The 25,672-nt window shown below is 59.6% G+C and carries 22 protein-coding genes; 15 read left to right on the forward strand and 7 right to left on the reverse strand.

Annotated elements, in window-relative coordinates; translation table 11 throughout:
• Positions 1-3 precede the first annotated feature (3 nt).
• The 4 genes from BLU07_RS14875 to glnT form a co-directional block, all read right to left on the reverse strand.
• Positions 4-1,329, reverse strand: coding sequence for an FMN-binding glutamate synthase family protein (locus BLU07_RS14875; RefSeq protein ID WP_092388451.1), 1,326 nt, complete (start codon positions 1,327-1,329; stop codon positions 4-6).
• A gap of 23 nt (positions 1,330-1,352) precedes the next feature.
• Positions 1,353-2,036 (reverse strand): GltB/FmdC/FwdC-like GXGXG domain-containing protein, encoded by a 684-nt coding sequence (locus tag BLU07_RS14880; RefSeq protein ID WP_092388454.1) that lies wholly within the window; start codon positions 2,034-2,036, stop codon positions 1,353-1,355.
• Between the two features lie 10 nt (positions 2,037-2,046).
• On the reverse strand, positions 2,047-2,952 hold the full coding sequence (locus tag BLU07_RS14885) for a class II glutamine amidotransferase (protein ID WP_092388457.1): 906 nt from the start codon (positions 2,950-2,952) through the stop codon (positions 2,047-2,049).
• An 84-nt stretch (positions 2,953-3,036) separates the two neighbouring features.
• Entirely contained in the window at positions 3,037-4,371 is a 1,335-nt protein-coding gene (gene glnT / locus BLU07_RS14890; protein ID WP_092388460.1) for a type III glutamate--ammonia ligase, read from the reverse strand.
• 244 nt (positions 4,372-4,615) lie between these two features.
• Here glnT and BLU07_RS14895 point away from each other — a divergent pair, with 244 nt between their 5' ends.
• From BLU07_RS14895 to BLU07_RS14910, 4 genes are all read left to right on the forward strand, one after another.
• Complete coding sequence (locus tag BLU07_RS14895) at positions 4,616-5,215, forward strand: helix-turn-helix domain-containing protein (RefSeq protein WP_092388463.1); 600 nt, start codon at positions 4,616-4,618, stop codon at positions 5,213-5,215.
• A gap of 264 nt (positions 5,216-5,479) precedes the next feature.
• On the forward strand, positions 5,480-6,148 hold the full coding sequence (locus BLU07_RS14900) for a B3/B4 domain-containing protein (RefSeq protein ID WP_092388466.1): 669 nt from the start codon (positions 5,480-5,482) through the stop codon (positions 6,146-6,148).
• Positions 6,149-6,158: 10 nt separating this feature from the next.
• Positions 6,159-7,973 carry a methyl-accepting chemotaxis protein gene (locus BLU07_RS17990; protein ID WP_092388469.1) on the forward strand — a complete coding sequence of 605 codons (1,815 nt, stop codon included), beginning with the start codon at positions 6,159-6,161 and terminating at the stop codon, positions 7,971-7,973.
• Between the two features lie 180 nt (positions 7,974-8,153).
• Entirely contained in the window at positions 8,154-8,795 is a 642-nt protein-coding gene (locus BLU07_RS14910; RefSeq protein ID WP_092388472.1) for a hypothetical protein, read from the forward strand.
• Here the strand turns inward: BLU07_RS14910 and BLU07_RS14915 are convergent.
• Positions 8,792-10,255, reverse strand: coding sequence for a DUF3360 family protein (locus BLU07_RS14915; RefSeq protein ID WP_092388475.1), 1,464 nt, complete (start codon positions 10,253-10,255; stop codon positions 8,792-8,794). The two genes, BLU07_RS14910 and BLU07_RS14915, sit on opposite strands and share 4 nt — an antisense overlap.
• Positions 10,256-10,429: 174 nt before the next feature.
• Entirely contained in the window at positions 10,430-11,065 is a 636-nt protein-coding gene (locus BLU07_RS14920; RefSeq protein WP_092388478.1) for an HPP family protein, read from the reverse strand.
• Between BLU07_RS14920 and BLU07_RS17685 the strand changes: the two genes are divergently transcribed.
• The 11 genes from BLU07_RS17685 to BLU07_RS14970 all read left to right on the forward strand — a co-directional run bounded on the left by BLU07_RS17685 (position 11,030) and on the right by BLU07_RS14970 (position 22,004).
• Entirely contained in the window at positions 11,030-11,431 is a 402-nt protein-coding gene (locus BLU07_RS17685) for a hypothetical protein (RefSeq protein WP_172830074.1), read from the forward strand. The genes BLU07_RS14920 and BLU07_RS17685 overlap by 36 nt on opposite strands.
• A gap of 42 nt (positions 11,432-11,473) precedes the next feature.
• Positions 11,474-12,331, forward strand: a complete 858-nt coding sequence (gene purU / locus BLU07_RS14925; protein ID WP_092388481.1) for a formyltetrahydrofolate deformylase — start codon at positions 11,474-11,476, stop codon at positions 12,329-12,331.
• A gap of 39 nt (positions 12,332-12,370) precedes the next feature.
• Positions 12,371-13,615, forward strand: a complete 1,245-nt coding sequence (locus BLU07_RS14930; protein ID WP_092388484.1) for an FAD-dependent oxidoreductase — start codon at positions 12,371-12,373, stop codon at positions 13,613-13,615.
• Between the two features lie 10 nt (positions 13,616-13,625).
• Positions 13,626-13,913 carry a sarcosine oxidase subunit delta gene (locus BLU07_RS14935; protein ID WP_092388486.1) on the forward strand — a complete coding sequence of 96 codons (288 nt, stop codon included), beginning with the start codon at positions 13,626-13,628 and terminating at the stop codon, positions 13,911-13,913.
• Positions 13,910-16,810, forward strand: coding sequence for a 2Fe-2S iron-sulfur cluster-binding protein (locus BLU07_RS14940; RefSeq protein ID WP_231701648.1), 2,901 nt, complete (start codon positions 13,910-13,912; stop codon positions 16,808-16,810). The genes BLU07_RS14935 and BLU07_RS14940 overlap by 4 nt, the downstream gene beginning before the upstream one ends.
• Position 16,811: 1 nt before the next feature.
• The gene (locus tag BLU07_RS14945) at positions 16,812-17,447 is read left to right on the forward strand and encodes an aminomethyltransferase family protein (protein WP_092388492.1); all 636 of its coding nucleotides are present in this window, start codon (positions 16,812-16,814) and stop codon (positions 17,445-17,447) included.
• Positions 17,448-17,471: 24 nt separating this feature from the next.
• Entirely contained in the window at positions 17,472-18,239 is a 768-nt protein-coding gene (locus BLU07_RS14950) for an IclR family transcriptional regulator (protein WP_092388495.1), read from the forward strand.
• Between the two features lie 102 nt (positions 18,240-18,341).
• A complete protein-coding gene (gene xrtH / locus BLU07_RS14955; protein WP_092388498.1) occupies positions 18,342-18,848 on the forward strand; it encodes an exosortase H in 507 nt (168 codons plus the stop codon).
• A complete protein-coding gene (locus tag BLU07_RS14960; protein ID WP_092388501.1) occupies positions 18,835-19,449 on the forward strand; it encodes an exosortase H-associated membrane protein in 615 nt (204 codons plus the stop codon). Before xrtH ends, BLU07_RS14960 begins: the two co-directional genes overlap by 14 nt.
• 252 nt (positions 19,450-19,701) lie before the next feature.
• Positions 19,702-21,303, forward strand: a complete 1,602-nt coding sequence (locus tag BLU07_RS14965) for a tetratricopeptide repeat-containing response regulator (protein ID WP_092388504.1) — start codon at positions 19,702-19,704, stop codon at positions 21,301-21,303.
• Positions 21,300-22,004, forward strand: a complete 705-nt coding sequence (locus BLU07_RS14970) for a sensor histidine kinase (RefSeq protein WP_092388507.1) — start codon at positions 21,300-21,302, stop codon at positions 22,002-22,004. The genes BLU07_RS14965 and BLU07_RS14970 overlap by 4 nt, the downstream gene beginning before the upstream one ends.
• Before the next feature lie 10 nt (positions 22,005-22,014).
• On the opposite strand, the gene amt is transcribed toward BLU07_RS14970, so the two are convergent.
• Positions 22,015-25,404, reverse strand: coding sequence for an ammonium transporter (gene amt, locus BLU07_RS14975; protein WP_092388510.1), 3,390 nt, complete (start codon positions 25,402-25,404; stop codon positions 22,015-22,017).
• Positions 25,405-25,672: the final 268 nt, after the last annotated feature.

Genomic DNA, 25,672 nt, shown 5'->3' on the forward strand with positions numbered 1-25,672 from the left:
GACTCAATACCCCTGCTGCCCGGGCACCCACTGGGTACCGGCCAGCGGCACCCGGGCCATGGCGGCTGATTCTACGGTGAGCGCCACCAGGTCTTCCGGGTCCAGGTTGAGCAGGTGCGACTTGCCACAGGCACGTGCCATGGTCTGCGCCTCGAGCACCATCACCCGCAGGTAATTGGCCAGTCGACGGCCGCCTTCGACCGGGTCGAGGCGTTTCGACAACTCCGGATCCTGGGTGGTGATCCCCGCCGGATCCTGGCCGTTCTGCCAATCATCGTAAAAGCCGGCCGCCGAACCGATGTCACGCAGCTCGGCATCCCAACGCGGGTGGTTGTCGCCCAGGGCAATCAGCGCCGCCGTGCCAATGGCTACCGCATCCGCGCCCAGGGCCATGGCCTTGGCCACATCGGCGCCACTGCGAATACCGCCCGACACAATCAGCTGCACTTCGCGGTGCATATCCATTTCCTGCAAGGCCTGCACGGCCTGCGGAATGGCGCTGAGAATCGGAATACCCACGTGTTCGATAAACACATCCTGGGTCGCTGCGGTGCCGCCTTGCATGCCATCGAGCACAATCACATCGGCCCCCGCCTTGACTGCAAGTTTGACGTCGTAATAGGGCCGGCTGGCGCCTATCTTGACGTAAATCGGCTTTTCCCAATCAGTGATTTCGCGCAGTTCGGCAATCTTGATCGCCAGATCATCCGGGCCTGTCCAGTCCGGGTGGCGGCAGGCGCTGCGCTGATCAACCCCGATCGGCAGGGTGCGCATGCCGGCCACCCGCTCGGTCACTTTCATGCCCAGCAACATACCGCCACCGCCGGGCTTGGCGCCCTGGCCGAGCACCACTTCGATGGCGTCTGCCTTGCGCAGATCGTCCGGGTTCATGCCGTAACGCGAAGGCAGGTACTGATACACCAGGTGCTTTGACTGCCCACGCTCTTCCAGCGTCATGCCGCCATCGCCGGTGGTTGTGCTGGTGCCAACCATGCTGGCACCCCGGCCAAGGGCTTCCTTGGCTTGTGCCGAGAGGGCGCCGAAACTCATACCGGCAATGGTGACCGGAATATCCAGATGAATGGGCTTCTTGGCAAAACGGGTGCCGAGCACCACATTGGTTCCGCATTTTTCCCGATAGCCTTCCAGCGGGTAACGCGACATGCTGGCGCCGAGCAGCAGCAGGTCATCAAAGTGCGGCACCTTGCGCTTGGTGCCGCCACCGCGAATGTCATAGATGCCGGTTTCGGCGGCACGCTGGATTTCCTGGATGGTCAGGCGGTCGAAGGTGGCCGACTCGCGCAGTACCGGGGGATGCTTGTCTGTCATGCTGTACTCCTCACGGCGGTAGCTCAGTAGGCTGCCGCGTTGTCGACCTTGAAATTGTAGAGTTCACGTGCCGAGCCATAGCGCTTGAAGCTGGCCGGGTCGGCATCGTAACCAGCGCGGTGCAGCAGTTCGGCCAGCTCTTCCAGATGCTCGGCGCGCATGGGCTTTTCCACGCAATCCGAACCCAGTGACTTGACTGTGCCGCGCACATAGATGCGGGTTTCGTACAGCGAATCACCCAGGGCGTCACCGGCATCACCGAGCACTACTACGCGCCCGGCCTGGGCCATAAAGCAGCTCATGTGACCGATATTGCCACCGACCACGATATCGGCGCCCTTGAGCGAGATGCCGCAACGCGCACCGGCATCACCGTCGATGATCAACAAGCCACCATGGGCGGTAGCCCCCGCCGACTGCGAGGCATTGCCCTTGACATGCACGCGGCCGGACATCATGTTTTCCGCCACGCCGACACCGACATTGCCGTCGACAGTAACGCTGGCCTTCTGATTCATGCCGGCGCAGTAGTAGCCGGTGTGGCCCTGAATATCTATCGACAGGCCTTCATTCAGGCCGACCGCCAGGTTGTGCTTGCCGGCGGGGTTCTTGACCACCCACTCACGTTCGCTGACCTGCCCGGCCTGGGCGTGCAATTGCTGGTTGAGTTCGCGCACGGTGCTGTGCGCCAGATCGATATGTTGCATGTGTCTCTCCTCAGGCCGCCGGCCGTTCCCAGATGTACATGGTGGCCGGTTCCGGCTCCCAGACCCGGGCATTCTCGATGCCTGGCAGACCGGCCAGCGCCTGATACTCCGATGCCATGGCGACGTAATCCTCGGTTTCCGCCAGCACCGCCGGCTTGCAGGCAATCGGGTCGCGGATCACCGCAAAGCCCTGACGGGTGCCGATAGCGAACGTGAAAAAGCCATCCAGATCCTGCAATGCATGGTCCAGTGCCTGTTGCAGGGTGTCGCCCTGGCGCAAGCGCCAGGTCAGGTAACCGGCTGCGACCTCGCTGTCATTCTCGGTTTCAAACACCAGGCCTTGGCGTTGCAGGCGTTGACGCAAACGGCTGTGGTTGGACAGCGAACCGTTGTGCACCAGGCACAGATCATTGCCGGTGGAGAAGGGGTGGCTGCCCTCCATGGTCACCGCACTTTCGGTGGCCATACGGGTATGCCCGATGATGTGGCTGCCACGCATGCCGGACAGGTTGAACCGATTGCTGATCTCCGCCGGCAGCCCCATACCCTTGAGAATCTCGATACTCTGACCCAGGCTCATGATGCGGATTTCCGGCGCCAGCTCAGCCAATGCAGTGCGCATTGCCGCTTCCTCGGCATCGGTTTTCAGCACCACGGCATCGGCATTGCGGAACCACTCCAGGGAACAACCCAGCTGACCTTCCAGTTCGCTCATCAGGGTTGGCCAGGGGTAATCCGGCTGACTGCTTTGCAATGTCAGCTTGATTCGGCCGGATTCCACTTCATCGCCATAGATGGCAAAGCCGGCGCTGTCCGGCCCGCGATCGGTCATCGCCAGCAACATGGGCGCAAAGAGCGCACCCAGCTGGTCTTCCAGTGCAGGGTTCTTCAGATACAACCCGACAATTCCACACATAGTTACATCCTCACTGCTGGCGGCAAGGTGCCGCGTCAGACGGCAAGCTGTTAGAGCTTGGGTAATAAACGCCGGTAAGGGCGCTCAGAAAAATTCGGTGTAGCGCTGCACTTCCCAGTCACTCACATGCCGGCTGTACTCGACCCACTCGGCGCGCTTGAGGGCGATAAACTCATCGACAATCTCGCTGCCCAGGGTGTCGCGGAACAAGGGGTCGTCCTCCAGTGCCTGGCATGCCTCGTTGAGGCTCTGTGGCAGGGTGGCGATGCCTCGCTCGGCGATGTCATCCAGGCTCATTTTGTACAGGTTTTCATTGCACGGCTCGCCAGGATCCAGCTCACGTTCGATACCATCCAACCCGGCGGCGATGATCGCGGCAGTGACCAGATACGGATTGCAGCCGGCATCCGGCAGGCGGTATTCGATACGTCCGTAGGGAATGCGCACCATCGCCGAGCGGTTGTTGTCGCCATAGGCGACAAAGGCCGGAGCCCAGGTCGCGCCGGACAGCGAGCGGCCGACCACCAGGCGCTTGTAGGAATTTACCGTCGGTGCGGAAAAGGCACAGAGGGCGGGGGCATGGGCCAGCAGGCCAGCGGCAAAGTGGTAGCCCAGTTTCGACAGCCCCATACCGCGCGGGTCGCTGTCATCATGGAACAGGTTGGGGTTGTCCGCGTCGGCAATCGAGACATGAAAGTGCATGCCGTTACCGGTGCGGGTGGCATCCGGCTTGGGCATAAAGGAGCAGATGATGCCCAGCTCGTTGGCAATCTCGCCGGCGGCCATACGGAAGAAGGTAAAGCGATCGGCCGAGGTCATGGCATCGCTGTAGGTATAGTTGATCTCGAACTGGCCGTTGGCATCTTCATGGTCGATCTGATAGATGTCATAACCGACCTGCTGCAGGGATTCAGTGAGCTTTTCCAGAAACTCGCGTGAGCGCGACAGGCCCTTGTAGTCGTAGCAGGGCTTGTCCAGGTTGTCGCTGCTGTCGACCAGTTGCAACTGACCCCGATCATCGCGGCGGAACAGGCTGAACTCGGGCTCGACGCCGGTATTCATGGTCCAGCCGCGGGCACTCAGGCGAGCAATCTGGCGCTGCAGCACATAACGGGTATCGTAGGGATGTGGCTCACCATTGACGTGACCGATGCACAGCACCCGGCCATAGCCTGGCTGCCAGGGCACCGGTGTCAGGGTCGACAGATCACCCTTGGCCATAAAGTCGGGACCGTGTGGCTCCATGCCCATGCCGCAAACGGCAAAGCCGGCAAAACCGGCACCTCCTTCGGCCACGGCGGCGAGGCCGCTGACCGGTACAGATTTGGTTTTTGCCGAGCCGTGAATGTCGACAAACTGGGCCAGCACATATTTGATGCCGTGCTGCTCGATAAGGCGCTGCGTTTCGGTGGGCAACATGGGTAAGGCGCTCCTGCTGGTTATTCCGCTTGAGAATTTAATTTTCACCAGAGGAAATGCAATTGCCTTGCCAGAATGCCGTCTAGCAGCAAAAAATCTGCTCGATGGCACGAAAGCTGCGGGGTCAAGGGGTTGGCAAGGCATCGCCGGCCGTATTGACGCGACTCGCACTTGCATTGGCCCACGGGCTGGTGCACATTCTCAGTGCGAAAATTAAATTACTGATCAGAAAACGTGCACACCCATGAGCAAAACTGCTGACGCGCCACCCAAACTCAAGCTGGAACAATATCTCGGCCTGCAGATCCGTCGACAACGCCAGGCGCAGGGCCTGAAAATTACCGACGTATCGCGCATTGCCGGCATCAGCCAGGGCATGCTGAGCAAGATCGAGAATGCCCAGGTATCAACCAGCCTGGATACCCTCACCCGCCTTTGTGACGTGCTCGGCCTGCCCATGTCCAAATTGTTCAGTCAATATGATCAGCAGGGCGGCGGCGCGCTGCTGGTCAGCAGCGGCGAAGGACTGGAGGTGGTGCGCCGGGGTACCGAAAAGGGCCACACCTATCAACTGCTCAACCATACCCGGGGGCCGAAGAAAAGTTTCGAGGCTTACCTGATCACCATGGATGATGCCGCCGAGGAGTTTCCAACCTTTTCCCACCCCGGCACCGAATTCATACATCTATTGGACGGCCGGCTGATCTACCGTCATGGCAACCAGCTTTACCCCATGGGCCCGGGTGACAGCCTGACCTTTGATGCCGAAGTCCCCCACGGCCCGGAAACCCTGATCGAGGTTCCTCTTCGCCTGCTGTCGATCATGAACTACGATCAGAGCTGATTTTTATAGCGGCGCCAGCCTGCCCCAGTCTGGCGCTCCGGCCCATGCAGCGCCCTGAAATCTCCCATCCCGCATTATCAGCGACCGCGTCTAAACCCGTTCATATACCCCCAAACCCGCCCAAAAGACCACCGGTCACCCGTTCGAGTTAGCTGGCACAGGCCTTGCTATACCCCCTATAGCAGTTACTGACCTTCAGCTGGGGCGCCTGGCCGTGCCCGCAGCCTATGCAACCGAGCGCTGTGCCGCTCACAGGATGCCGCCATGTTGAATCCGATTTTCCGCTTGCTGACGCCCGACAGCCTGGGGCTCAAGGTTATTGCCTTTACTGTGCACGGGCTGTGCAATCGTCACTTCACCCGTAGCCTGAACGAACGCCTGGCCGAACTGGACGAGCAGCTGGACCTGGCAAAAAGCCGACTGCATATGGCCGGTTTTGATGACCTGCGCCTGCAAGTCGGGCGCTCGGCCCGTCGCTACCCGGCCTCGCCCCAGACACTGTTGCAGCAGTTTCTGCGCGATGCCCAGTTGCGCAGCATTGCCCCGGTGGTTGATTTGTACAACCACTGGTCACTGGTGTCCGGACTGTCGATCGGCGCCCATGATCTGCGTTATCTGAGCCTGCCCGTCAGCCTGACTCTGGGGCGCGGGCATGAGGAGTTCATTGGCCTGGGCAATGACCAGGTCCAGCAATTGCCCTCTGGCGAGTACCTTTATCTGGATGCCGACCAACAGGTGATCTGCCGCATGGATTACCGCCAGTGTGCCGCCACAGCCCTGCAAGCGGACAGCCGCGAAGCCCTGGTCATTGTTCAGGGCCATGCCGATACCCCGCTGACCCACTTGCGCACCACCGCCGAAGCACTGCAAGCCGACCTCAACCGGTATTGCACCGGCCCTGAACAGGGCACCCAGTTACGCCAATCAGCCTGAGGGGGTCCACATGAGCTGGTTTTTACGTACCGCTGCACCACCCAGCCAGCCCGCACTGGACGATTGGCAGCAAGCCTTGTTGAGCGGCGACTGGGATAGAGCCCTGCAGCTGGAACAGGGCCGCATGCCCAGTGCTCTGCGTGAACGCTTGCACAGTCAGCCGGCCAATGCCGAGCAGGATGCCGGGGTTGCTGTGCTGCTGGGCCGGGTACAGGCATTGCAACGACACGCACGCCAGGCTATCGAGCAAGTGGAAGGCACCTTCGCCGAAATTTCTGCGCGCAGCAGCGAGCAGCTGACCTTTCTCGCAAAAACCCGTGACAACCTTGGCAGCAGCAGTAGCGGAGCCGAACAGTTGCGCACCGAGATGGATCTGGAATTGCGCGCTACCCAAACGTTTTTCAGCACGGAATTTGCCGAACTTGCCAACAGCCTGGATGAACGCAGCCAGTCTTCACGGCAGGTGATTGATGCCATCGACCATATCGGGCGTACTGTGCAATTACTGTCAATCAATGCCGCCATCGAAGCCGCACACGCGGGTGAACAGGGCCGGGGCTTTGCCGTGGTCGCCCAGGAAATCCGCGAACTGGCACTGAGCACCCAGGCCAACGCTCAACAGGCCTACAGCCAAATTGACCTGGCCCCGGTCAGTGAGCAATTGCAAGGCATGCTGCAAGATGCTGATGCCCGGCTGGAGCTGCTCGGTCAACGGGTCAATGAATCCCTGCAGACCTTGCATCGACAGCTGGATCACATGGCTGATCATCTGAACGAGATCGAAGCCAACAACAAGGTCATGGCTGCAGGCGTTGCGCTCGGCGAGGCGGCTGACCAACACCTGCTGGCGCGCAACAACTGGAGCCTGGATCTGTTGCACGACATGCACTCCATCTACCGCGAGCTGCCGAACCAGCAACGCCCTCAGGCAGTCCAGAAATTGCTGGCGGAAGAAAAACTGCACACCCATCCCCGGAGCGATCGCCTGGACGCGATACGCCAGCGTGGCGAGTTGCGCATTGCCATCGAGCCCCACTTCAAGGGCCTATCATTCCGGCAGCAAACTGGCGAACCGCTCCAGGGTATGGATGCCGAACTCGCCCGCGCCTTTGCCCGCTGGCTGGGGGTTAAGTGTCATTTTGTCGAGTACCCCTGGGACCGCTGCCTGCAACTTCTCGAAGCCGGGAGTCGCCGCCGCGAGGCAGAGGTCGATGTGGTCTGGAGCGCCTTGCCGCCGATGCCGGACTACGGCCAGGTCGCTTTCTCCGACCCTTATGTATTCCTTCCTTATGTACTGGCCAAACGCGCCGGCGACAGTCGTATCCAGCGCCTGGATGACCTGCAGGGCAAAGTGCTGGGTTGCATTGACGACCCGGCTGCACTGGAAGTGCTTGAGCAAGCCGGACTGCGCTGGGAAAGCAACCGCCACACCCCCGGCGGACGTATCGAGCTCGCCAACCTGCTGGCCTACAACGACCAGAGCCTGATCCATGACTGCCTGGCCGACGGAACGGTGGACGCCTTTGCCGTCGACTTGCCGATCTATCACTGGGCCTGCACCGGTACGGACAGCCCCTGGGCTGGACAGCTGGAAATACTGCCCGGCAACCTGAGCAGCGAGCTCTGGTTCTACTGTGCCGCCGTCGCCAATCAGCCCGGCAATACCGCTTTGCTCCGGGCAATCAACCAGTTCATTGCCGAATTTCGCACCACCCGCGACTACCAGCAACTGGTTGAGCGCTGGCAAGGCCAGGTCTATAGCGCCAACCGCTGGCAGTTTCAGCCCGGGGTACACGACCTGAAAAGTCTGGAGGCAGGCGACTGATCAGCGCACAAGCTGAAACCTTGCCCAGCATCGTGGCTGGCAAGACTTGATATTGACCATAGTTCAGGCTTGTCAGTTGCGTTCAGGCACGAATCTCTGTTGTATATGCATCAGCCAAGTGTATTTTGGAACCGGAGCACGATGTTTGCTCTTTCACTATTGGGTTGATGCAAGGACATTATGCTGGACTGGATTGAACAAAATTCATCACTCATCTCCATGTTTATCAATGCAGCCATGTTGCTTGTCTGGCTGTTTTACGCTCAGCTACTTTTTCATAGCTATCATCGACAGCGCCGACCACGCGTACTCATCAACAAGGGCATTGGTGGTCAGGATCTCGACTCTCCCTGCCTGATTTGCAACATGAGTCAGGAGGCCATATTTCTCTATTTCATCATGGCCAAATTGACGACCTCTGAAGGCAGCCACTTTAGTGCCGTAACGGATGGTGAAGCTGACTCCCTGGGGGATAAAGCAAAACGCAGCTCCTGGACCCGGCAGGGACCATTGGCTTCGGGAGAATGCCTTGATGTCTTTTCCTTCCGGCAAATTCTGACTCGCGTGGCGGGCGAGGCCGGAATTGAGCTGCATGATGGAGTGCCAGTCAACTCCGACATTGAGCTCAAGTCGCTGGAGTTCCACGTCATATCCATCTACGGCTCGGATAACGCCCCCTTCGGGGCGGTAAGACAGTTCGATATTCATTACGACCAGGAACGAAACACCGTCTCCTTGCGGCCAAATTCGATTGACACCCACAGCGAGACCTCGCGGTCTTATCGCCGCCAGATTAAACGCTGGCTGGAAAATGAACTCTAAAGTCTAAAGCTTTCCAGCATCGGTGGTACGCCCGGGAACATGCCAATCGCCGCCATCACGCCACACAGGATGCCAAACACCAGGCCGGGAATGATCCAGCGGCCGATATGTCCCAGGCTCTTGCCGCGCTCTTTGCAGCCGATCAGTCCCAGATTGTCGAGCAGTACGGTCAACGACCAGCCAAACACCGGATTAACCAGCGCCGAAGCGACAATAACGATGGCTGCCGATTCGGTGGTCTTGCCTTCCCGGGTCATCTGCATGCCGGCTTCCATCAGCGGCAGAAACACGCCGACGATCAGCGCGACACTGAGCACCGGCGGCCAGATCGCCAGATCCATCGGATAGCCGAGCAGTGCGGTAATGATGCAAAGCACCCCGGTCAGTACCGCACCCGCCGCAATTGGCCGTTTGGCAATCGCCGCCGGCACGATATAGGTGCCCCAGGACGACGCAATATTGCCGCCGCCGAGCAGACTGCCGACCACTTGCCGGGTGCCGGCGGTGCACATGGTGTCGTCGATATTCATCAACACCTTTTGCGCCTTGGGCGGGTAATTCAGCTGCTGGAACACCCGATGCCCAAGAAAATCCGGTGACCACATGGCCACCGCCAGTACCGCGAAAGGCGCTACCGCCAGAAAATGCTGGAACTCGGGCAGGCCCAACTGCCAGCCGGTATCGTCACCCCACCAGTAGGCCGGGTTCATATTGGGGATACCCGGTTCCGTGATGAACTCGAAGGGCGCGCCCAGGGCAAAGGCAATGCCGGCCGCCATCACCGAGCCGAGCGGAATCGCCAACCAGCGCATCTTGACATGCTCCAGCCAGGCATACATGACGATGGTCGCAATCAGGATGACAAAGGCAATATGCCCGCCCTCAAAACCTTCAGCCCAGCTGAACAGCTTGGCGATCTGCGAGGTAATACCGATAAAGCCCAGATACAGCAACAAACCGCCGCAGACCCCGTTGCTGGTCAGCCGCGCCAGCAGGCTACCGCCTTTGGTGATACCCAGGATGAAACCCAGCACCCCGATCATGATGCCGAGCGCCATCGGGTGGCCACCGGAGGCAACAATCAGGGGGATCATCGGAATCAGCGGACCATGGGTGCCGGGCAGGTTGCTGTTGGGGTTGATAAAGCCGGAGACCAGAATCACGAAGAGCACGGCAGCGATGAGCATTTCAAAGCGCACGTTCTCGGTGACAAAGTCAGCCGACAGGCCCAGTTGCGTGGCAAAGGTGCTGACAATCGCCGCTACCATGACCACCTTGCCGATGGTTGCGGCCATGGCCGGCACCCAGTCTTCAAATTCGAAACGGTAATCACGGCCGGGCAGGTTCATTCGCCAGCGTCTGGGGGCCATGACCTCAAGCTCGTGCTCCAGGTATTCGCGCCGGGTATTGAACGCGGAGCGAGGCTTGCGCTGGCTTTGATAGTCGCTGTTGTTGTGCATTGTGGCGCTCGTATCTCGGACATTGAGCGCTCGATGCTAGGGACTGAGGGAGAACAAGACTATTAGGCCTTAGGCTAACAACAAAATTACCTGGCGGCTTATGGCGTCGCCGGAGAAAGGAAGCAGGGATCAGCCAGGTTCGGGGGTTTCCCAAGCCTTCACGGCCCGAGCCTGTCACACATCATCCGGCTCAGTCGGCTCCTCCCGCTTTGGCCTGGGCCCGGCTGATGCCCACACAGGGTAGCGCAAGCCCGCTAGCCGGTTAACGACAAAGGCATGCATCAACAGGATCAGCACACCTGCCATCAGAATGGGAATCTGCGAGATGTTTGGCATCAGCCCCAGAGCGACAATTAATGCCGTAGCACCTGCCGGAGGATGCACAACATTAAAGGCCACCATCAGGCAACTGGTCAGCCCCATAGCAACTGCCACAGCACCCACACGCGACAAATCCATACCGGCCAGAAATGCAGAATCTGCATGTTGCAAACCAAACATATAGAGCGCACCCAACCCCACCAGCGCACCAATACAGTGCCCGCAGAGCGTATTGCGCGGCGATGCAGGCTGCGCCATAGGGACATGAAAAATGATGAACGCAGTAGCGCCCAGGGATGGGAAAATAAACGCTTCCTGAGTCACCAATGCAACTGTCGCCAGCAGGGCCATGCTGACGCCGCTATTTACCAGGTTGAACAGTGCGAGCACCGTTTTATGGCTGTGACGGGCCATCCACCATTCCAGGTGCATTGCCCGTAACACGCCACTGGCTTGCTGCCAACGCAACTTTTCGTTCTGCGAACTCATGAAACAACCCTTGCACCATTAAGGTGCAGAAGCCTACCTGAGTTCAAGCGACATCCCAAACCTGTTTTTCCGATAACTGTTACCGCCGGCACCACCTTAAACAAGCAATACCTGCCGGGCCAGGCGACAGATAATTTCGTCGCCATCAGAACAGCTGCTCCGGCCTCGGCTCTGGCTCCTGATTCGCCCTATCTCCTGCATCCATACCGTTGTCGCCTACGTTTTGCAGAGGCTACCTGGTTGGCCGCAAAAAATTCCTCTCAGGATATTTATTTTCCTAACAGTATTGACCAGCTCACTCCATTCGCTTATAAAAAACACATCGCGGATATTTTATCCTTTACTGCAATTTATATTTATATCTGAATTTATTTGCCATATATGAATATATGGCTACAAGGAGCCCGGATGTCTACGTCCTACACCATGACCATCAGCTGCCCGGCCAACTCGGGCATTGTTGCCGCTGTCACCACCTACCTGTCCAACTGCGGCTGCTACATCAGCGAGATGGCCCAGTTCGATGACGAGTTTCATGACCGCTTCTTCATGCGCGCGGTGTTTCGCTTCAATGCCGACAGCCCGTCCAATGCCGACAGCCTGAGCGAGGGCTTTGGCACGGTAGCCGCCGAGTTCGACATGCAATGGGCCCTGCATGACAACAGCACGCCAATGAAAGTGATACTCATGGTCAGCAAGTACGATCATTGCCTGACCGATCTGCTGTATCGCTACCACAAGGGCGAGATGAAGATGCAGGTCAGCGCCATCGTCTCCAACCACCTGGACCTGCGGCCGATGGCAGAGCGCGAGGGCATCCGCTTTGTCTATCTGCCGGTCAATGCCGACACCAAGGCAGAGCAGGAAGCCGAGCTGCGCAAGCTGATCGAAGAGACGGGCACCGAACTGGTGGTGCTGGCGCGCTATATGCAGATTCTGTCGGACACCATGTGCCAGTACCTGGCCGGCCGGGCGATCAATATCCACCACTCCTTTCTGCCCGGCTTCAAGGGCGCCAAGCCTTACCACCAGGCCTGGGAACGTGGCGTCAAACTCATCGGCGCCACCGCCCACTACGTCACCTCGGACCTGGACGAAGGGCCGATCATCGAACAGGAAGTGGAACGTGTGGATCACGGCCTGCGCCCGGATGACCTGGTCGCCATCGGCCGCGATATCGAAACCCTGACGCTGTCGCGGGCAGTGAAATACCACCTTGAACACCGGGTATTTCTCAACGGCGAACGCACCGTGATTTTCCGCTAAGCCGACGCCCACAAGCCCGCATTCAGCCCCGGAGGCCCCATGCCTTTCAATCTGCTCAAATATGGTCTGTCCGCCGACTACCCGGCCGAGGTCGACCTGCCACCACCGGTAGAGCTCAAGCCACGCTATGACGTGGTGATCATCGGTGCCGGCGGCCACGGCCTGGCCATTGCCTACTACCTGGCCCGCTACCATGGCATCACCAAGGTAGCGGTGCTGGACAAGGGCTACCTCGGCGGCGGCAACACAGCGCGCAACACCGCAGTGATCCGCTCCAACTACCTGACCCCGGAAGGGGTACGCTTCTATTCCGAATCGGTACGCCTGTTCAAGAACCTGGCCAACGAGTTCGACTTCAACATCATGTATTCCGAGCGCGGGCAACTGACCCTGGCGCACACCGATGCCACCGTGCGCGCCTTCCGCCAGCGTGCCGAAGTGAACACCCACTTTGGCGGGCGCACCGAGATGCTCGACCGTCAGCAGGTTGCCGAGCTGGTACCCACACTGAATATGGACCCCGGTCATTTACCGGTGCTGGCCGGACTCTGGCACAAGGACGGCGCCACTGCGCGCCATGACGCCGTGGCCTGGGGCTATGCCAAACAGGCGGCCAAGCACGGGGTGGAAATCCACCAGCTGACGGAAGTGCAGGAGCTGGTGATCGAGCAAGGCCGGCTGACCGGGGTGAAAACCAACCGCGGCACCGTGCAGTGCGGCTGCGCCGTGCAAGCGGTGGCCGGGCACAGCTCGCGGCTGCTGGATATGGCCGGCATTCGCGCGCCGATTCTCAGCTACCCCTTGCAGGCCATGGTCACCCAGCCGTTCAAGCCCTTTCTCGACCCCCTGGTCAGTTCCTCGGCACTGCATTGCTATGTGCAACAGACCAGTCGCGGCGAAGTGGTTTTCGGGGGTGGTTCCGATCCCTACCCGCTGTACCACACCCGCTCGACCCTGGAATTGAAGGAAAGCCTGATGGCCGCCGCCCTGGAGATGTTCCCGTTTCTGGCCCAGGCGCGCCTGATGCGCCAGTGGAGCGGGACCACCGACATGACCCCGGATTACAGCCCGATCATGGGTTGTTCACCAGTGGACAATTATTACCTGGATGCCGGCTGGGGTACCTGGGGCTTCAAGGCTACACCGATCTGCGGCCAGACCATGGCGGCGCTGATAGCCAGTGACGGCAAAAAAGTCCCGGAGCTGATCCAGCCCTTTGCCCTGGAGCGCTTCAGCCGCTTCCAGCAAGTCAACGAAATGGGCGCCACCGCCGCCAGCCATTGAGGATGCAACCATGAAAATCATGCCTTGCCCGCTCAACGGGCCGCGCAACATCAGCGAATTCGTCTATGGCGGCGAGTTCAAGACCATGCCCGACCCGGACAACTGCAGTGATGTGGAATGGGCCGATTACGTGTTCAACAGCAGCAACCCTGCCGGCATCGTCACCGAATGGTGGCTGCACAGCGCCAGCAGCTACTGGTTTCTGGCCGAGCGCAACACCCTGAGCGATGACATTGTGCGCACTTTTGATCCCAGCGAGATTTTCGCCGCCACTGCCAACCCGGAGGAATCCGCATGATGCCCGCTCGTTTACCTGCGCCCATGGGCCTGCTGATTGACCGTGAACGGCCGCTGAGTTTCCAGTTCGACGGCCAGACCTATCAAGGCCTGGCAGGCGACAGCATTGCCAGCGCCTTGCTGGCCAACCAGCGCTGGCTGCTGTCACGCTCGTTCAAATATCACCGCCCCCGCGGCCCCATGACCATGGCCGGGGAAGATGCCAACACCCTGGTGCAACTGCCCGGCGCACCCAACACCCTGGCGGATGTGCAGCCGCTGGCCGCCGGCCAGGACGTCAGCGCACAGAACGTCAATGGCTCGCTGGAACGCGACCGCAACGCCTGGCTGGGCAAGGCATCGCGCTTTATGCCGGTGGGCTTCTATTACCGCAGCTTCTACAAGCCCAAAGGAGCCTGGAAGCTATGGGAGCCGATCATCCGCAAGCAGGCCGGGCTCGGCGTGCTCGACCTGACACTGCGCCCGGACTATCACGACAAGGCCTTTGTGTTTGCCGATGTCGCCGTGGTGGGCGCCGGTCCGGCTGGTCTGCAAGCCGCCCTGAGCGCCGCCGAAGCCGGGGCCGAGGTGCTGCTGATCGAACAGCAAGCCTATCTGGGCGGCGCCCTGGCCTGGTCGCGCTTTGCCCTTGACGCCGAGGCTGCCGGGCAACTGCGCCAGCAGCTGCTGCAGGCGGTCAGTGAACATCCAAAGATCCGGGTGATGACCCAGGCCACCTGCAACGGCTGGTTTACCGACAACTTCCTGCCGGTGATTCAGGGCCAGCGCATGCACAAGGTGCGCGCACAGCAGGTGATTGTGGCCTCCGGTGCCTATGACCAGCCGGTGGTGTTTCACAACAACGATCTGCCCGGCATTGTGCTGACCAGCGCAGCGCAGCGCCTGATGCGCCTCTATGCGGTCAAGCCCGGCGAGCGTGCCGTGGTGCTGACCGGCAATGACCACGGCTACCTGGCCGCACTGGAGCTGCTGGAGCAGGGCGTGCAACTGGCGGCCCTGGTCGATCTGCGCAGCGCGCCGCATGACCCGACGTTGCTGGAACAGTTAGAGGCCCGGCAGGTGCCCTGCCATCTGCACAGCACCGTGTATGCCGCCAGCGCCGGCAAAGCACAGGGCCGCATTGACAGTGTCGAGGTGCGCGCGATCAGCGGGCGTGGCACCGTCAGCGAGACGGCCGCGCACTATGCCTGCGATCTGCTGTGCATGTCTTCGGGCTATATGCCGGCCTACCAGTTGCTCTGCCAGGCCGGCGCGCAACTGAGTTACGACGATGAGCACGCCGCCTTCCGCTTGCAGCAGTTGCCGGCCAATCTGCATATCGCCGGTTCAGTCAACGGCTTCCATCAACTGGACAATGTACTGGCCGATGCCCGCCGCGCCGCCAATGCCGCCCTCAGCGGACTCGGCCAACCGACACCGGCCGAGGACAACTTTACCGAGGAGCCCGGCTGCAACGCCGACTGGCCACTGTTTGCCCACCCCAAGGGCAAGGAATTTGTCGATCTGGACGAAGACCTGCAGATCGCCGACATCATCAACGCGACCCGGCATGGCTACCGCGATATCCAGCTGGTGAAGCGCTTTTCCACCGTGGGCATGGGCCCCTCGCAAGGCCGCCACTCGGCGCTGCCCACCGCACGCCTGGTCGCGGCCGCAACCCAGCGCAGCGTCAGCGAAACCGGCGTGACCACGGCGCGGCCGCCCTTTGTCGCGGAAACCCTGGCGCATCTGGCCGGACGCAGCTTTGATCCCTACCGACAAACCCCCTTGCACGACCGCCACACCGCCGCTGGTGCGCAGTGGATGCCGGCAGGCAACTGGCAACGGCCGGCCTATTACGGATCGCCCGGCAGCCGAAACGAGAGCATGCAGGCCGAGGCGCTGCAGGTGCGCAATGGCGTGGGCCTGATCGATGTCTCGACCCTGGGCGGGCTGGACGTACGTGGCCCGGATGCCGCCGAGTTTCTCAACCGTTTCTATACCTTTGCTTTCGTCAAGCAACCGGTTGGCCGCTCGCGCTATGCGTTGCTGACCAATGAGCAGGGCGTAGTGATTGACGATGGCGTCTGTGCCCGCTTCGCCGATGAACACTTCTACGTCAGCGCCACCACCAGCGGTGTCGAGCAGGTCTATCGGCAGATGCTGAAATGGAACGCCCAATGGCGCCTGGATGTGGATATTGCCAACGTCACCAGCGCCTTTGCTGCGGTCAATCTGGCTGGCCCCTTGTCGCGCCAGGTACTGGAACAAGCCGGTTGCGACCTGGACCTGTCCGCCACCGCCTTCCCCTATCTGGAAGTGCGTGAAGGCAAGGTGGCCGGCATACCGGCGCGCCTGCTGCGGGTCGGCTTTGTCGGTGAGCTGGGGTATGAAATCCATGTGCCTGCCCGTTATGCCGGCGCACTCTGGGATGTGTTGATGACCGCTGGCGCGGAGGCCGGCATCCGCCCCTTTGGGGTCGAGGCCCAGCGCCTGCTGCGTCTGGAAAAGGGCCATGTGATCATCGGCCAGGATACTGACGGCATGAGCCACCCGGGGGAAATCGGCATGGACTGGGCGATTGCACGCAAGAAACCTTTCTTTGTGGGCAAGCGGTCGATCGAGATTCTCGAGGCACACCCAGCCAAGCGGCGCCTGGTCGGCTTCCGCTTGCCCGCTGGCAGCGCACAACCACTGGAAGGCCACCTGGTACTCGAGGGTGACAACATCAGCGGCAATGTCACCTCCTGCGAATACTCGCCCAATCTGCAGGCCATTATCGGCCTGGCCTATTGCTCACCCGGCCAGGCCAGCCCCGGCCAGTCGTTATCCATACGGGTAGCCGGCGGCCAGTTGGTACAGGCCGAAGTGATCAAGCCGCCGTTTTATGACCCCGACAACCAGCGTCAGGAGCTGTGATATGCACGCCAGCCAACCCCTTGTTGAAAGTCCATTGCACCGTTACCCGGCTGCCGAGTCGAGCAGCGCCGGTAGTCGTGTGCAAAGCAGTTGTAGCCTGAGCGACTGGAGTCTGCTGCCACGGGTCGGTTTTCGTGGCAGCGATACGCCCGAGGACCTCAGTTCGCAGGGCTACCAGCTGCCCGAGCAAGCCAATCAGGCATGCTGGCAAGCGGACGGCAGCCTGTTGCTGCGCCTCTCCGCAAAAGAGTTCATGCTGCTGGCAGCCAGTCAGCGCAGTGCCGATACCATCGACCAGCTGGAGCAAGGCTGGCAGCAAAGTGCGCGCCGGCATTACCTGCTGCCACGTGCCGACAGCCATGCCTGGCTGCACCTCAGCGGAGCGGACGTGCCGCAGCTGATGGCCAAGCTGTGCGCCATCGACCTGCGGGCGGCCGCCTTTGCCCCGCTGGCGCTGGTACAGACCTCGGTAGCGCGCAATACCGCCATTGTGGTCAACAGCAGCCAGGGCGAGACACCACAGTTCGAGTTGCTCTGCGATCGTGCCACCGCGCGTTATTTATGCGACGTACTGGTCGATGGCATGGCAGAATTCAGCGGTCAGGTGCTGGCTGCCACCAGCGGCTGGCCGGACTGAGCAGGCAAACCACAGGGAGTAGGCATGAGCAGCACAAACGACTATCGGGTTCCCGCACTGGAACGTGGCTTGCAGATTATCGAGCTGTTCCACGCCGGTCAGCGCCAGCTGAGCACCCAGGACATGGCTGATGCCCTGGGCGTCAGCGTGTCCGCGCTGTATCGCATTGTGCAGACACTGAACCAGATGGGTTACCTGAACAAGCTGGGCAAGAACCGCTACGAACTGGGCAGTGCCGTGGTCAGTGCCGGCTTCCGCTATCTGGCCAGCCGTGACCTGGTCGATGTCGCCCAGCCACACCTCAACGCGCTGCGTGATCGTACTTCACTGTCCTGCCATTTGAGCATCCGCCAGCAGACCGACAGCCTCTACCTGTGCCGCGCCTTTGCCGACCAGCGCCTGACCGTGAATATCCCCGTCGGCACGCGTATTCCCTGCCATGCCAGCGCCATGGGCCGGGTGTTGTTGTGCGCCCTCAGCCCCGCCGAGCTGGACAGCCTGTATCAACAGGTTCGCCTGGATGACGTCCCCGGTGATGCACCCAGGACCCTGCCTGCGTTGCGCCAGTTGCTGATCGCCGATGTCGAGCAGGGCTGGGTCATGCATGGCTCGGACTACTCCACCGCGATTGCCACCGCCGTGCGCAATCATCACAACGAGATTGTAGCCGCGATCAATCTTTCCGCGCCTGAAGCCCTGCTGTCCAGCGCCAGCTCACAATCCGATTATCGCAATGAGTTGCTTCTCACTGCCGCGCGAATTTCCGCAGAACTGGGAGCACCCGCTGACTGACATTGTTTCTAACTTGTAATCAGCAGGTGAATCTGGACCAAACTTGCTTGTATGATGTACAAAAGACATCAATCGGGAATAGTCGTTTCTACAGGGAATAGCATGCTCAGGTTCTTTATTGTTTTCCTCGTTCTGCTGGCCGTGCTGTTCACACTGGAACTCACGGGCCCGGCACAAAAATACCTGGTCATCCCATGGACCAATACACTTGCCTGGATCAGCGGTGGCCTGGTCAGCATGTTCGACAGCACGGTTGAGACCTATGGCCGTGTCATGCTGAATACCCGAACCGGACAGGGCGTATCCATCGAGGCCGGTTGCAACGGTGTCGAGGCATTTATCGTATTGATTGCTGCCATGGTGGCTTTCCCCGCTTCAATCCGGCTCAAGCTGATTGGCTTGGCCATTGGTTTTGTCGCCATTCAGTCACTCAACGTTGTCCGGGTAATCAGTCTCTACTACCTGTCCGGCTGGAGCCCCAGCCTGTTCGAGTTTGCTCATCTGTATTTGTGGCAAGCGCTGATCATGATTGACGTTCTGATTGTCTGGTTGCTGTGGATGCGTCATGTGCTCAAACCGGCACCTGAGGTAGCCAATGTCCACGCGTGATTCCGGGATTGCCAATTTTTTTATCCGTATCCTGATTTTTCTGGGACCAGCCCTGTTTATCTGGTCAATTGCGCGCGCCCCGCTGTCAGTTCCTGTGGGTGAAGCCGCCAGCTGGCTGGTGCATCTGCTGTTTCCAGACTGGGCCAATGGCGTTGAGCTGGAAGGCACGCAACTGACACTGGTCACCAACTTGCAATTCATGCACGAAAGCGGCCAGCGTGCGATTCTTACGCCAAGTGTTGAAGTCCTCAATTACACCTACGGCCTGCCCCTTCTGGTTGCCTTGCTGATAGCCTCCAACGCACCCGGGCTGTGGTGGAAGGCGCCGCTTGGGGCATTGATTCTGATCCCCTTCCAGTTATGGGGAATCGCCTTTGCCTGGCTGGTAGCCATTGCAATCCACGCCCAGGATGCAACCCAGGCAATTACCGGTTATGGCCCCGCCCAACAGAACTTTTTTGCGACCGCTTACCAACTGGGCACTCTGATCATGCCAACCCTGGTTCCCATCATTGTATGGATTCTGTTTGAACGTGATTTTGCCAACAACCTGGTCAAAGCAAAACACAGTGAAAGCACCAGTCCGGAAGCCGAGCAATAGCCTGCCCAACGAAACTGGCCAAGGCTCTCAGCATGAGCTGAATCTGATGCCACCGAATTTGGGCTGTCGTCTCTGCACTATCTTCCGGCCTTGAGTCACTGCGCAGTGAAGTTAACCGCGCTGCACGCATTGCCGTCGCTGCCGGTTCAGAGCAAAATAGCGGCCATTAGCCATCACCCAATAGCCAAGACATTGACTACACTGCATCAGTACTACGCCAGCCCTTTTTCGCCGAGCAAGGCCAAAACACGCATGATTGATTACAGCAAATCCCAGTTCCTGGTCGTTGATGACTTTTCCGACTTTCGCACCTCGGTCAAGAACATGTTGAAGCAGATGGCCGTGCAACACATCGATACCGCCGCCAATGCCAAAGAAGCGCTGGAACTGTGCCGACTGAAACGCTATGACATCGTCCTGCATGACTACAACCTGGGTGCCGGCAAGAATGGTCAGCAGGTACTGGAAGAACTGCATGAGCGAAAACTGATGATGCCCCACTGCATCTTTGTCATGGTAACGGCAGAAACCAGTCAGGCCATGGTCATGAGCGCCATCGAGTGTGAACCGGATGCCTACCTGACCAAGCCGTTCAACCGGGCCAGTCTGCAACAGCGGCTGGACAAGCTGGTGCAACGCAAACAGGCTCTGAAACCGGTCCTGGATGCAGTGCACAAAGGTGATCACCAGACCGTGGTGGAAGCCTGTCAGCAAGTCATGCGTGACCAACCCAAATACCGCCCGCAGTGTCTGCGCTATCAGGCCAACGCGCTGGAGGCACTGGGGCAAGACCGGGCGCTGGAAAAAATGCTCACCGCTATCATGGCTGACCGGCCACTGCCCTGGGCGCTGGTCGCGCTGGCCGACCTGTACCGCCGCATGGGGCAACTGGACAAGGCGGAAAACCTGCTGGAACAAGGTGTGCGACAGTTCCCTATGCTGCCGATGATTTATGACGGACTGGCGGCGGTGTATCGCGATCGTGATGACCTGCCCAAGGTACAGCAGTGGCTGGAACAGGGATTGCGGATATCCCCGCATGCATTGCACCGTCAGGTCGAGCTGGGCACCGTAGCGCGGCAGAATCAGGATAGTGATGCTGCGCTCAAGGCCTGGCGACAGGCGGTTGATCTGGGTCGCAACTCGGTATTTCACAGCGCCGAGAGCCATCTCAGCCTGGCCGCCACACTCAACGATCAACTGAATGAAAACCCTGATCCCAAGGTAACCCTTGAACTGCGCCAGACCCTGACGGAAATGGAGCAGTCCTGGTCGGATGATCCGGGCTTGCAGGTGCGCAGCAACCTGCTGCAGGCCAGTGCATTGCAGAAAACCGGCAAGAGCGGCGAAGCCAGCGCGCTCTTGAGCAAGGCGCAGGGCCAGTTGGCGCAACTGGATACCTTCTTCAGCCCACAAGCCGCACTGGATGTGGCCGACAATTTGCGCGAGCTGGGCCAAGCCGATCAGGCCGAACAGATGCTCGCCACCTGCGCGGAAATGTATGGCGATGACCCTTCGGTCATGCAACAGATTGCCGGCAAGACCGACAACCCTGCCTTGCTGGATACCAGTAAACGCGCTGCAGAACTGAACCGCCAGGGCATTCAGCATTACCAGCAAAAGAACTACCCGCAAGCACTGGAGGCCTTTCGCCAATCGCAGAAGTTGCAACCACGCAATATCAGCTTTGCGCTGAATACTGCGCAATCTCTACTGCGGCTGATGGCTACCGAACCGGACCCGGCGCTGAAGGAAGAGTGCCGCCTCTGCCTGCAGCAGGTGCGCAGCATTCCGCCCAGTGACAGCCGCTACGAGCGCTACCTGAAACTGTGCAAACATGCGGAGGCTTCATGAGCAATACGCCAGACCCCGAAGAGAGCGGCATGGACTTCGCCACGGTAATGGCCTCGACCGTTCACGACATGAAAAACACCATGGCGTTGATGCTGCAAACCTATGATACCTGGCTAGAGCGGCTGCCACCGGAGCTGGCCGAGGCGCCGGAGCGCGGCATCATCCAGTATGAGTCCATGCGCCTGCACGGCATGCTGGTGCAGCTGCTCGGGCTGTACAAGATGGAAACCAATCGCCTGCCGTTGAACCCCGGCTATTACGATGTTGAAGACTTTCTGCAGGACCAGCTGGCACGTCACGACGATATTTTACGCTCGCGGCATATTGAGGGGGATTACCAGATCGAAGAAGATGGCCTGATGGGCTTTTTCGATAACGACCTGATCGGTTCGGTGGTTGCCAATGTGATCAACAATTCGATCCGTTATGCCCGAAGTGCGATCAGCCTGCGTGCCTGGATGGAAAAGGAGCAACTGGTCATCAGCATATGTGACGATGGCGACGGCTATCCCGAGGCAATGATCGAACAGCAAGCCAATTATGCTGCAGGCATTCGCATGAGCACCGGCAGTACCGGCCTGGGGCTGTATTTTGGCCAACAGATCGCGCACTTGCATCAACGCAATGATGAACACGGATTCATTCAGCTGTGCAATGACAGCCCTCTGGGCGGCGGCGAGTTCCGCCTGGTGCTGCCCTGAACTGAATGACTCAACGCGGCATCAGACGCACGCCCTCCAGCTCACTCAGGGGCTGTGGATGGCCGAGGTGAAACCCCTGCACATAATCCACCTCCAGCTCTGCCAATACTGCCAGGATCTCGGCACTTTCGACGAACTCAGCTACTGTTCGCAGCCCCATTTCATGAGCAATGGTGTTGATCGAGCCGACCATGGCGCGGGCAATCGGATCGATGGCGATTTCCTTGATGAATCCACCGTCGATCTTGACGAAATCCACCGGCAGGTTTTTCAGATAGCCGAAGGACGACAAGCCCGAGCCGAAGTCATCCAGAGCAAACTGGCAGCCGATGTTTTTCAAGGTACGCATAAACACCACGGCGCGGTTCAGATTGGCAATGGCGCTGGTTTCGGTAATCTCGAAGCACAGTGCACTGGTCGGCACCTGGTGGCGTTCGATAGTGAGCAGCACGTATTCGAGAAAGCTTTCCTCGCTCAGCGATGCGGCGGACAGGTTGATTGAGTAGTTGCCGATCTGCTGCGGGTAGCGGCGACTGAAATCGCCCAGCCAGGCCAGGAAATTACCCACCACCCAGGTATCTACCGCCGTCGCCATGTCGTAGCGCTCTGCAGCCGGCATAAAGGCCCCCGGCGGAATGATGCTGCCATCGCTATCCAGCATGCGGACCAGAACTTCATAGTTTTTCCGCTCGTCCTGTTCCTGCATGGAGACAATCGGTTGCACATACAGACGCAAGCGGTCGGCATCCAGGGCATGCCTGATGCGACTGACCCACTGCATTTCACCGCGCCGGCGCTGCAGCTCCTGATCGTCATCCTTGAAAATATGCAAGCGGTTACGGCCGCCATCCTTGGCCGCATAACAGGCGCTGTCTGCAGCACTGAGCAGCGCAGCCAGGCTTTCAGTGTCATGATCCAGCTGCACCAGTCCGATACTGACGCCGACAGCGAAGGTCTTGCCCTGCCAACTGAAACGAAAACTCTCCACCAGCGCGCGAATGCCATCAGCCACCGGTAGCGCCTCCTCCAGCGAGCACCCCATCAGCAGCAGGCCGAACTCGTCTCCCCCCAGGCGGGCAAGCACATCGGTATTGCGAATCCGGGTCTGAAACAGCTTGGTCAACTGCCGCAAGAGTTCATCACCGGCAGCATGACCACAGGTATCGTTGACCACCTTGAACTGATCCAGATCCATATAGCAGAGCACATGCTCACCGCGCTCCAACGCGGAGCGATCCAGCAACAGGGAAGCCTGCCGTTCGAATTCGGCCCGGTTGGCCAGCCCGGTCAGGGTGTCATGGGCCGCCTGATGTGACAGCTCACGTGCCAGCCGACGCGTGACGGTCACATCGCGGAAGGTCAGCACTGCACCAATAATATGCCCCTCAGCGTTACGAATCGGCGCTACCGCATGCTGCACTGGTACCTGCTGCCCGTCACTGCGCTGCAACATGGCCGCGCTGCCATCCAGCGTCTGCGTATGTTTGTTATACCGGGTCAGCAAACGGCGTACGGGATTGCCCAGTGGCGCACCGGTGTATTCATCAACCAGTTGATAGACATCATCCAGTTTACGGCCTTCAGCCGCATCCTGAAGCCAACCGGTCAACTGTTCGGCAACCGGATTCAGGTAACGAATACGCGCATCCGGCCCGGTGGTAATCACCCCGTCACCAATCGAGGCCAGGGTTACCTGCGCGAGCATTTTCTCCTGGTACAGCTGCTGTTCCATGCGCCTCCGCTCGGTGACATCGCGCAGGGTACAGGTGAGCGTTTGCTCGGCGTCATCACTGCGACTGACCGTCAGTTCGGCCACAAACTGATCATGCGGATGGCGACTGAACAACACCTCCTGTTTGGACTCGCTGCCGCGCACCGGTACCGGCAAGGCCTGCCAGCCCTGTTCGGCAACCAGCGTCTGCAGCGGCAGGCCGACCAGTTCATTCGCCGGCAACCCCAGAAGCCGCTCGGCCCCCGGGTTGCAGCTGGCCAATATTCCATCCGGGGTACAGGTGACAATGCCGTCGCGAATGTCACGCACAATGGCCTGGGTCTTGCCCACGGCCTGGTTCAGCGCACGAATCACCTTGTTGTACTGGCTGGCAATCTGCCCGACTTCGGTAAATGGTTCAACCGGTACTTCCTGACGGAATTGTCCGTCACGCTGGTGCGTCGCCATCGCTTCGAGCAGCTCGATCAGTTCGGTACGGGCACCATGTTCGGTGACATTCAAGCCCGCCCGCTCATCTTCCGGATCCACACGCAGCGGATAAATACGATTGATCAGATTCAGTAGCACCCAGGTCAAACCAAAGGCCCAGACCCCGGATACCAGGACCGCCTCAAACTGTACCCAGGCCTGTTGCCAGCGATTCAGGCCCGTGCCGAGCAACGCCGGATCCGCAAACGCTGCCAACGCCATTACCCCCCAGACGCCACTGGCCAGGTGCACAGGCACCGCGCTGACAGCGTCATCAATGCGCCAGCGATAGAGCAGACGATCAGCCAGATACATCACCAGGCTGCCAATCAGACCAATCAGGAAAGCGGCACCGGCATCGATCACGTCAGCACTTGCTGTCACCGCCACCATGCCGGCAATCAAACCATTGAGCGGGTAGACTGGATCGACATACCGCCAGCGCAGCCAGGACAGCCCCATACCACCGAGAATACCGGCAATCGCTGCCAGGACCGTATTGGCAATAATGCCCGGTACCCGGCCATCAAAGGCAAAGGTGCTGCCGCCGTTGAAACCGAACCAGCCAAACAACAGCAAGAGTGCACCCAGCATCGCCATGGGTAGATTGGAACCCGGCAGGCTGCGGCCATCACGAGTCTGGTCAAAACGACCCTGACGCGGCCCGAGAACCAGAATGACCGCCAGGGCAATCCAGCCACCAACCCCATGCACAACAATCGAGCCGGCAAAGTCGGTAAAGCCTCGCGCAGCCAGCCAACCTTGGCCGTTACTGAATGCACCGCCCCAGGCCCAATGGCCGAAGAAGGGATAGACCAGGCCTGCCGCCACCACAGTGACAATCAGGTAGCCACCAAAGCGCATGCGTTCGGCCGCAGCGCCGGACACAATGGTTGCTGCGGTAGTACAGAACATGGCCTGGAACAGGAAGAAGGCTGCTTGCCAGGTATCGTCAAAAGAGAGCAGGGCAAAGCCGGTACCGAACCAACCACCCTGACTGACACCAAACATGATGCCGAAACCGAACAGCCAGTAGAGGGAGATGGCGACACTGAGGTCGGCCATATTCTTGACTGCCACGTTGATTGCATTCTTGCTGCGTGTCAGACCTGATTCGAGGCAGAGGAAACCCAGCTGCATATTGAAGACCAGGCCAGCACAGAGGACCACCCACATCACGTCAATCATGGCCACAGACATCAGGTCACCCGCTCAGGCTGGTAATCCAACGCACTTTTGCGGTGCCACCCCGCTAATCCGGCACCGCATCAGTGCACGCACCACCCCAAGCACCTGCAAAATGCCACTATCCTTGGCGCTGAGTGGTTCAGCAGGATTAACAGCACAATTCGTACCAGATTATTGAGGACCGAGGAATGCTCGCCTGCAAGTAATCAACCGAAGCGGCTAGTGGCAATATTTTATTTTGATGTAAAAATAAATTTATTGTAGTATCACCCAATACTAC

It is taken from the genome of Halopseudomonas salegens, assembly GCF_900105655.1.
Classification (GTDB): domain Bacteria; phylum Pseudomonadota; class Gammaproteobacteria; order Pseudomonadales; family Pseudomonadaceae; genus Halopseudomonas; species Halopseudomonas salegens.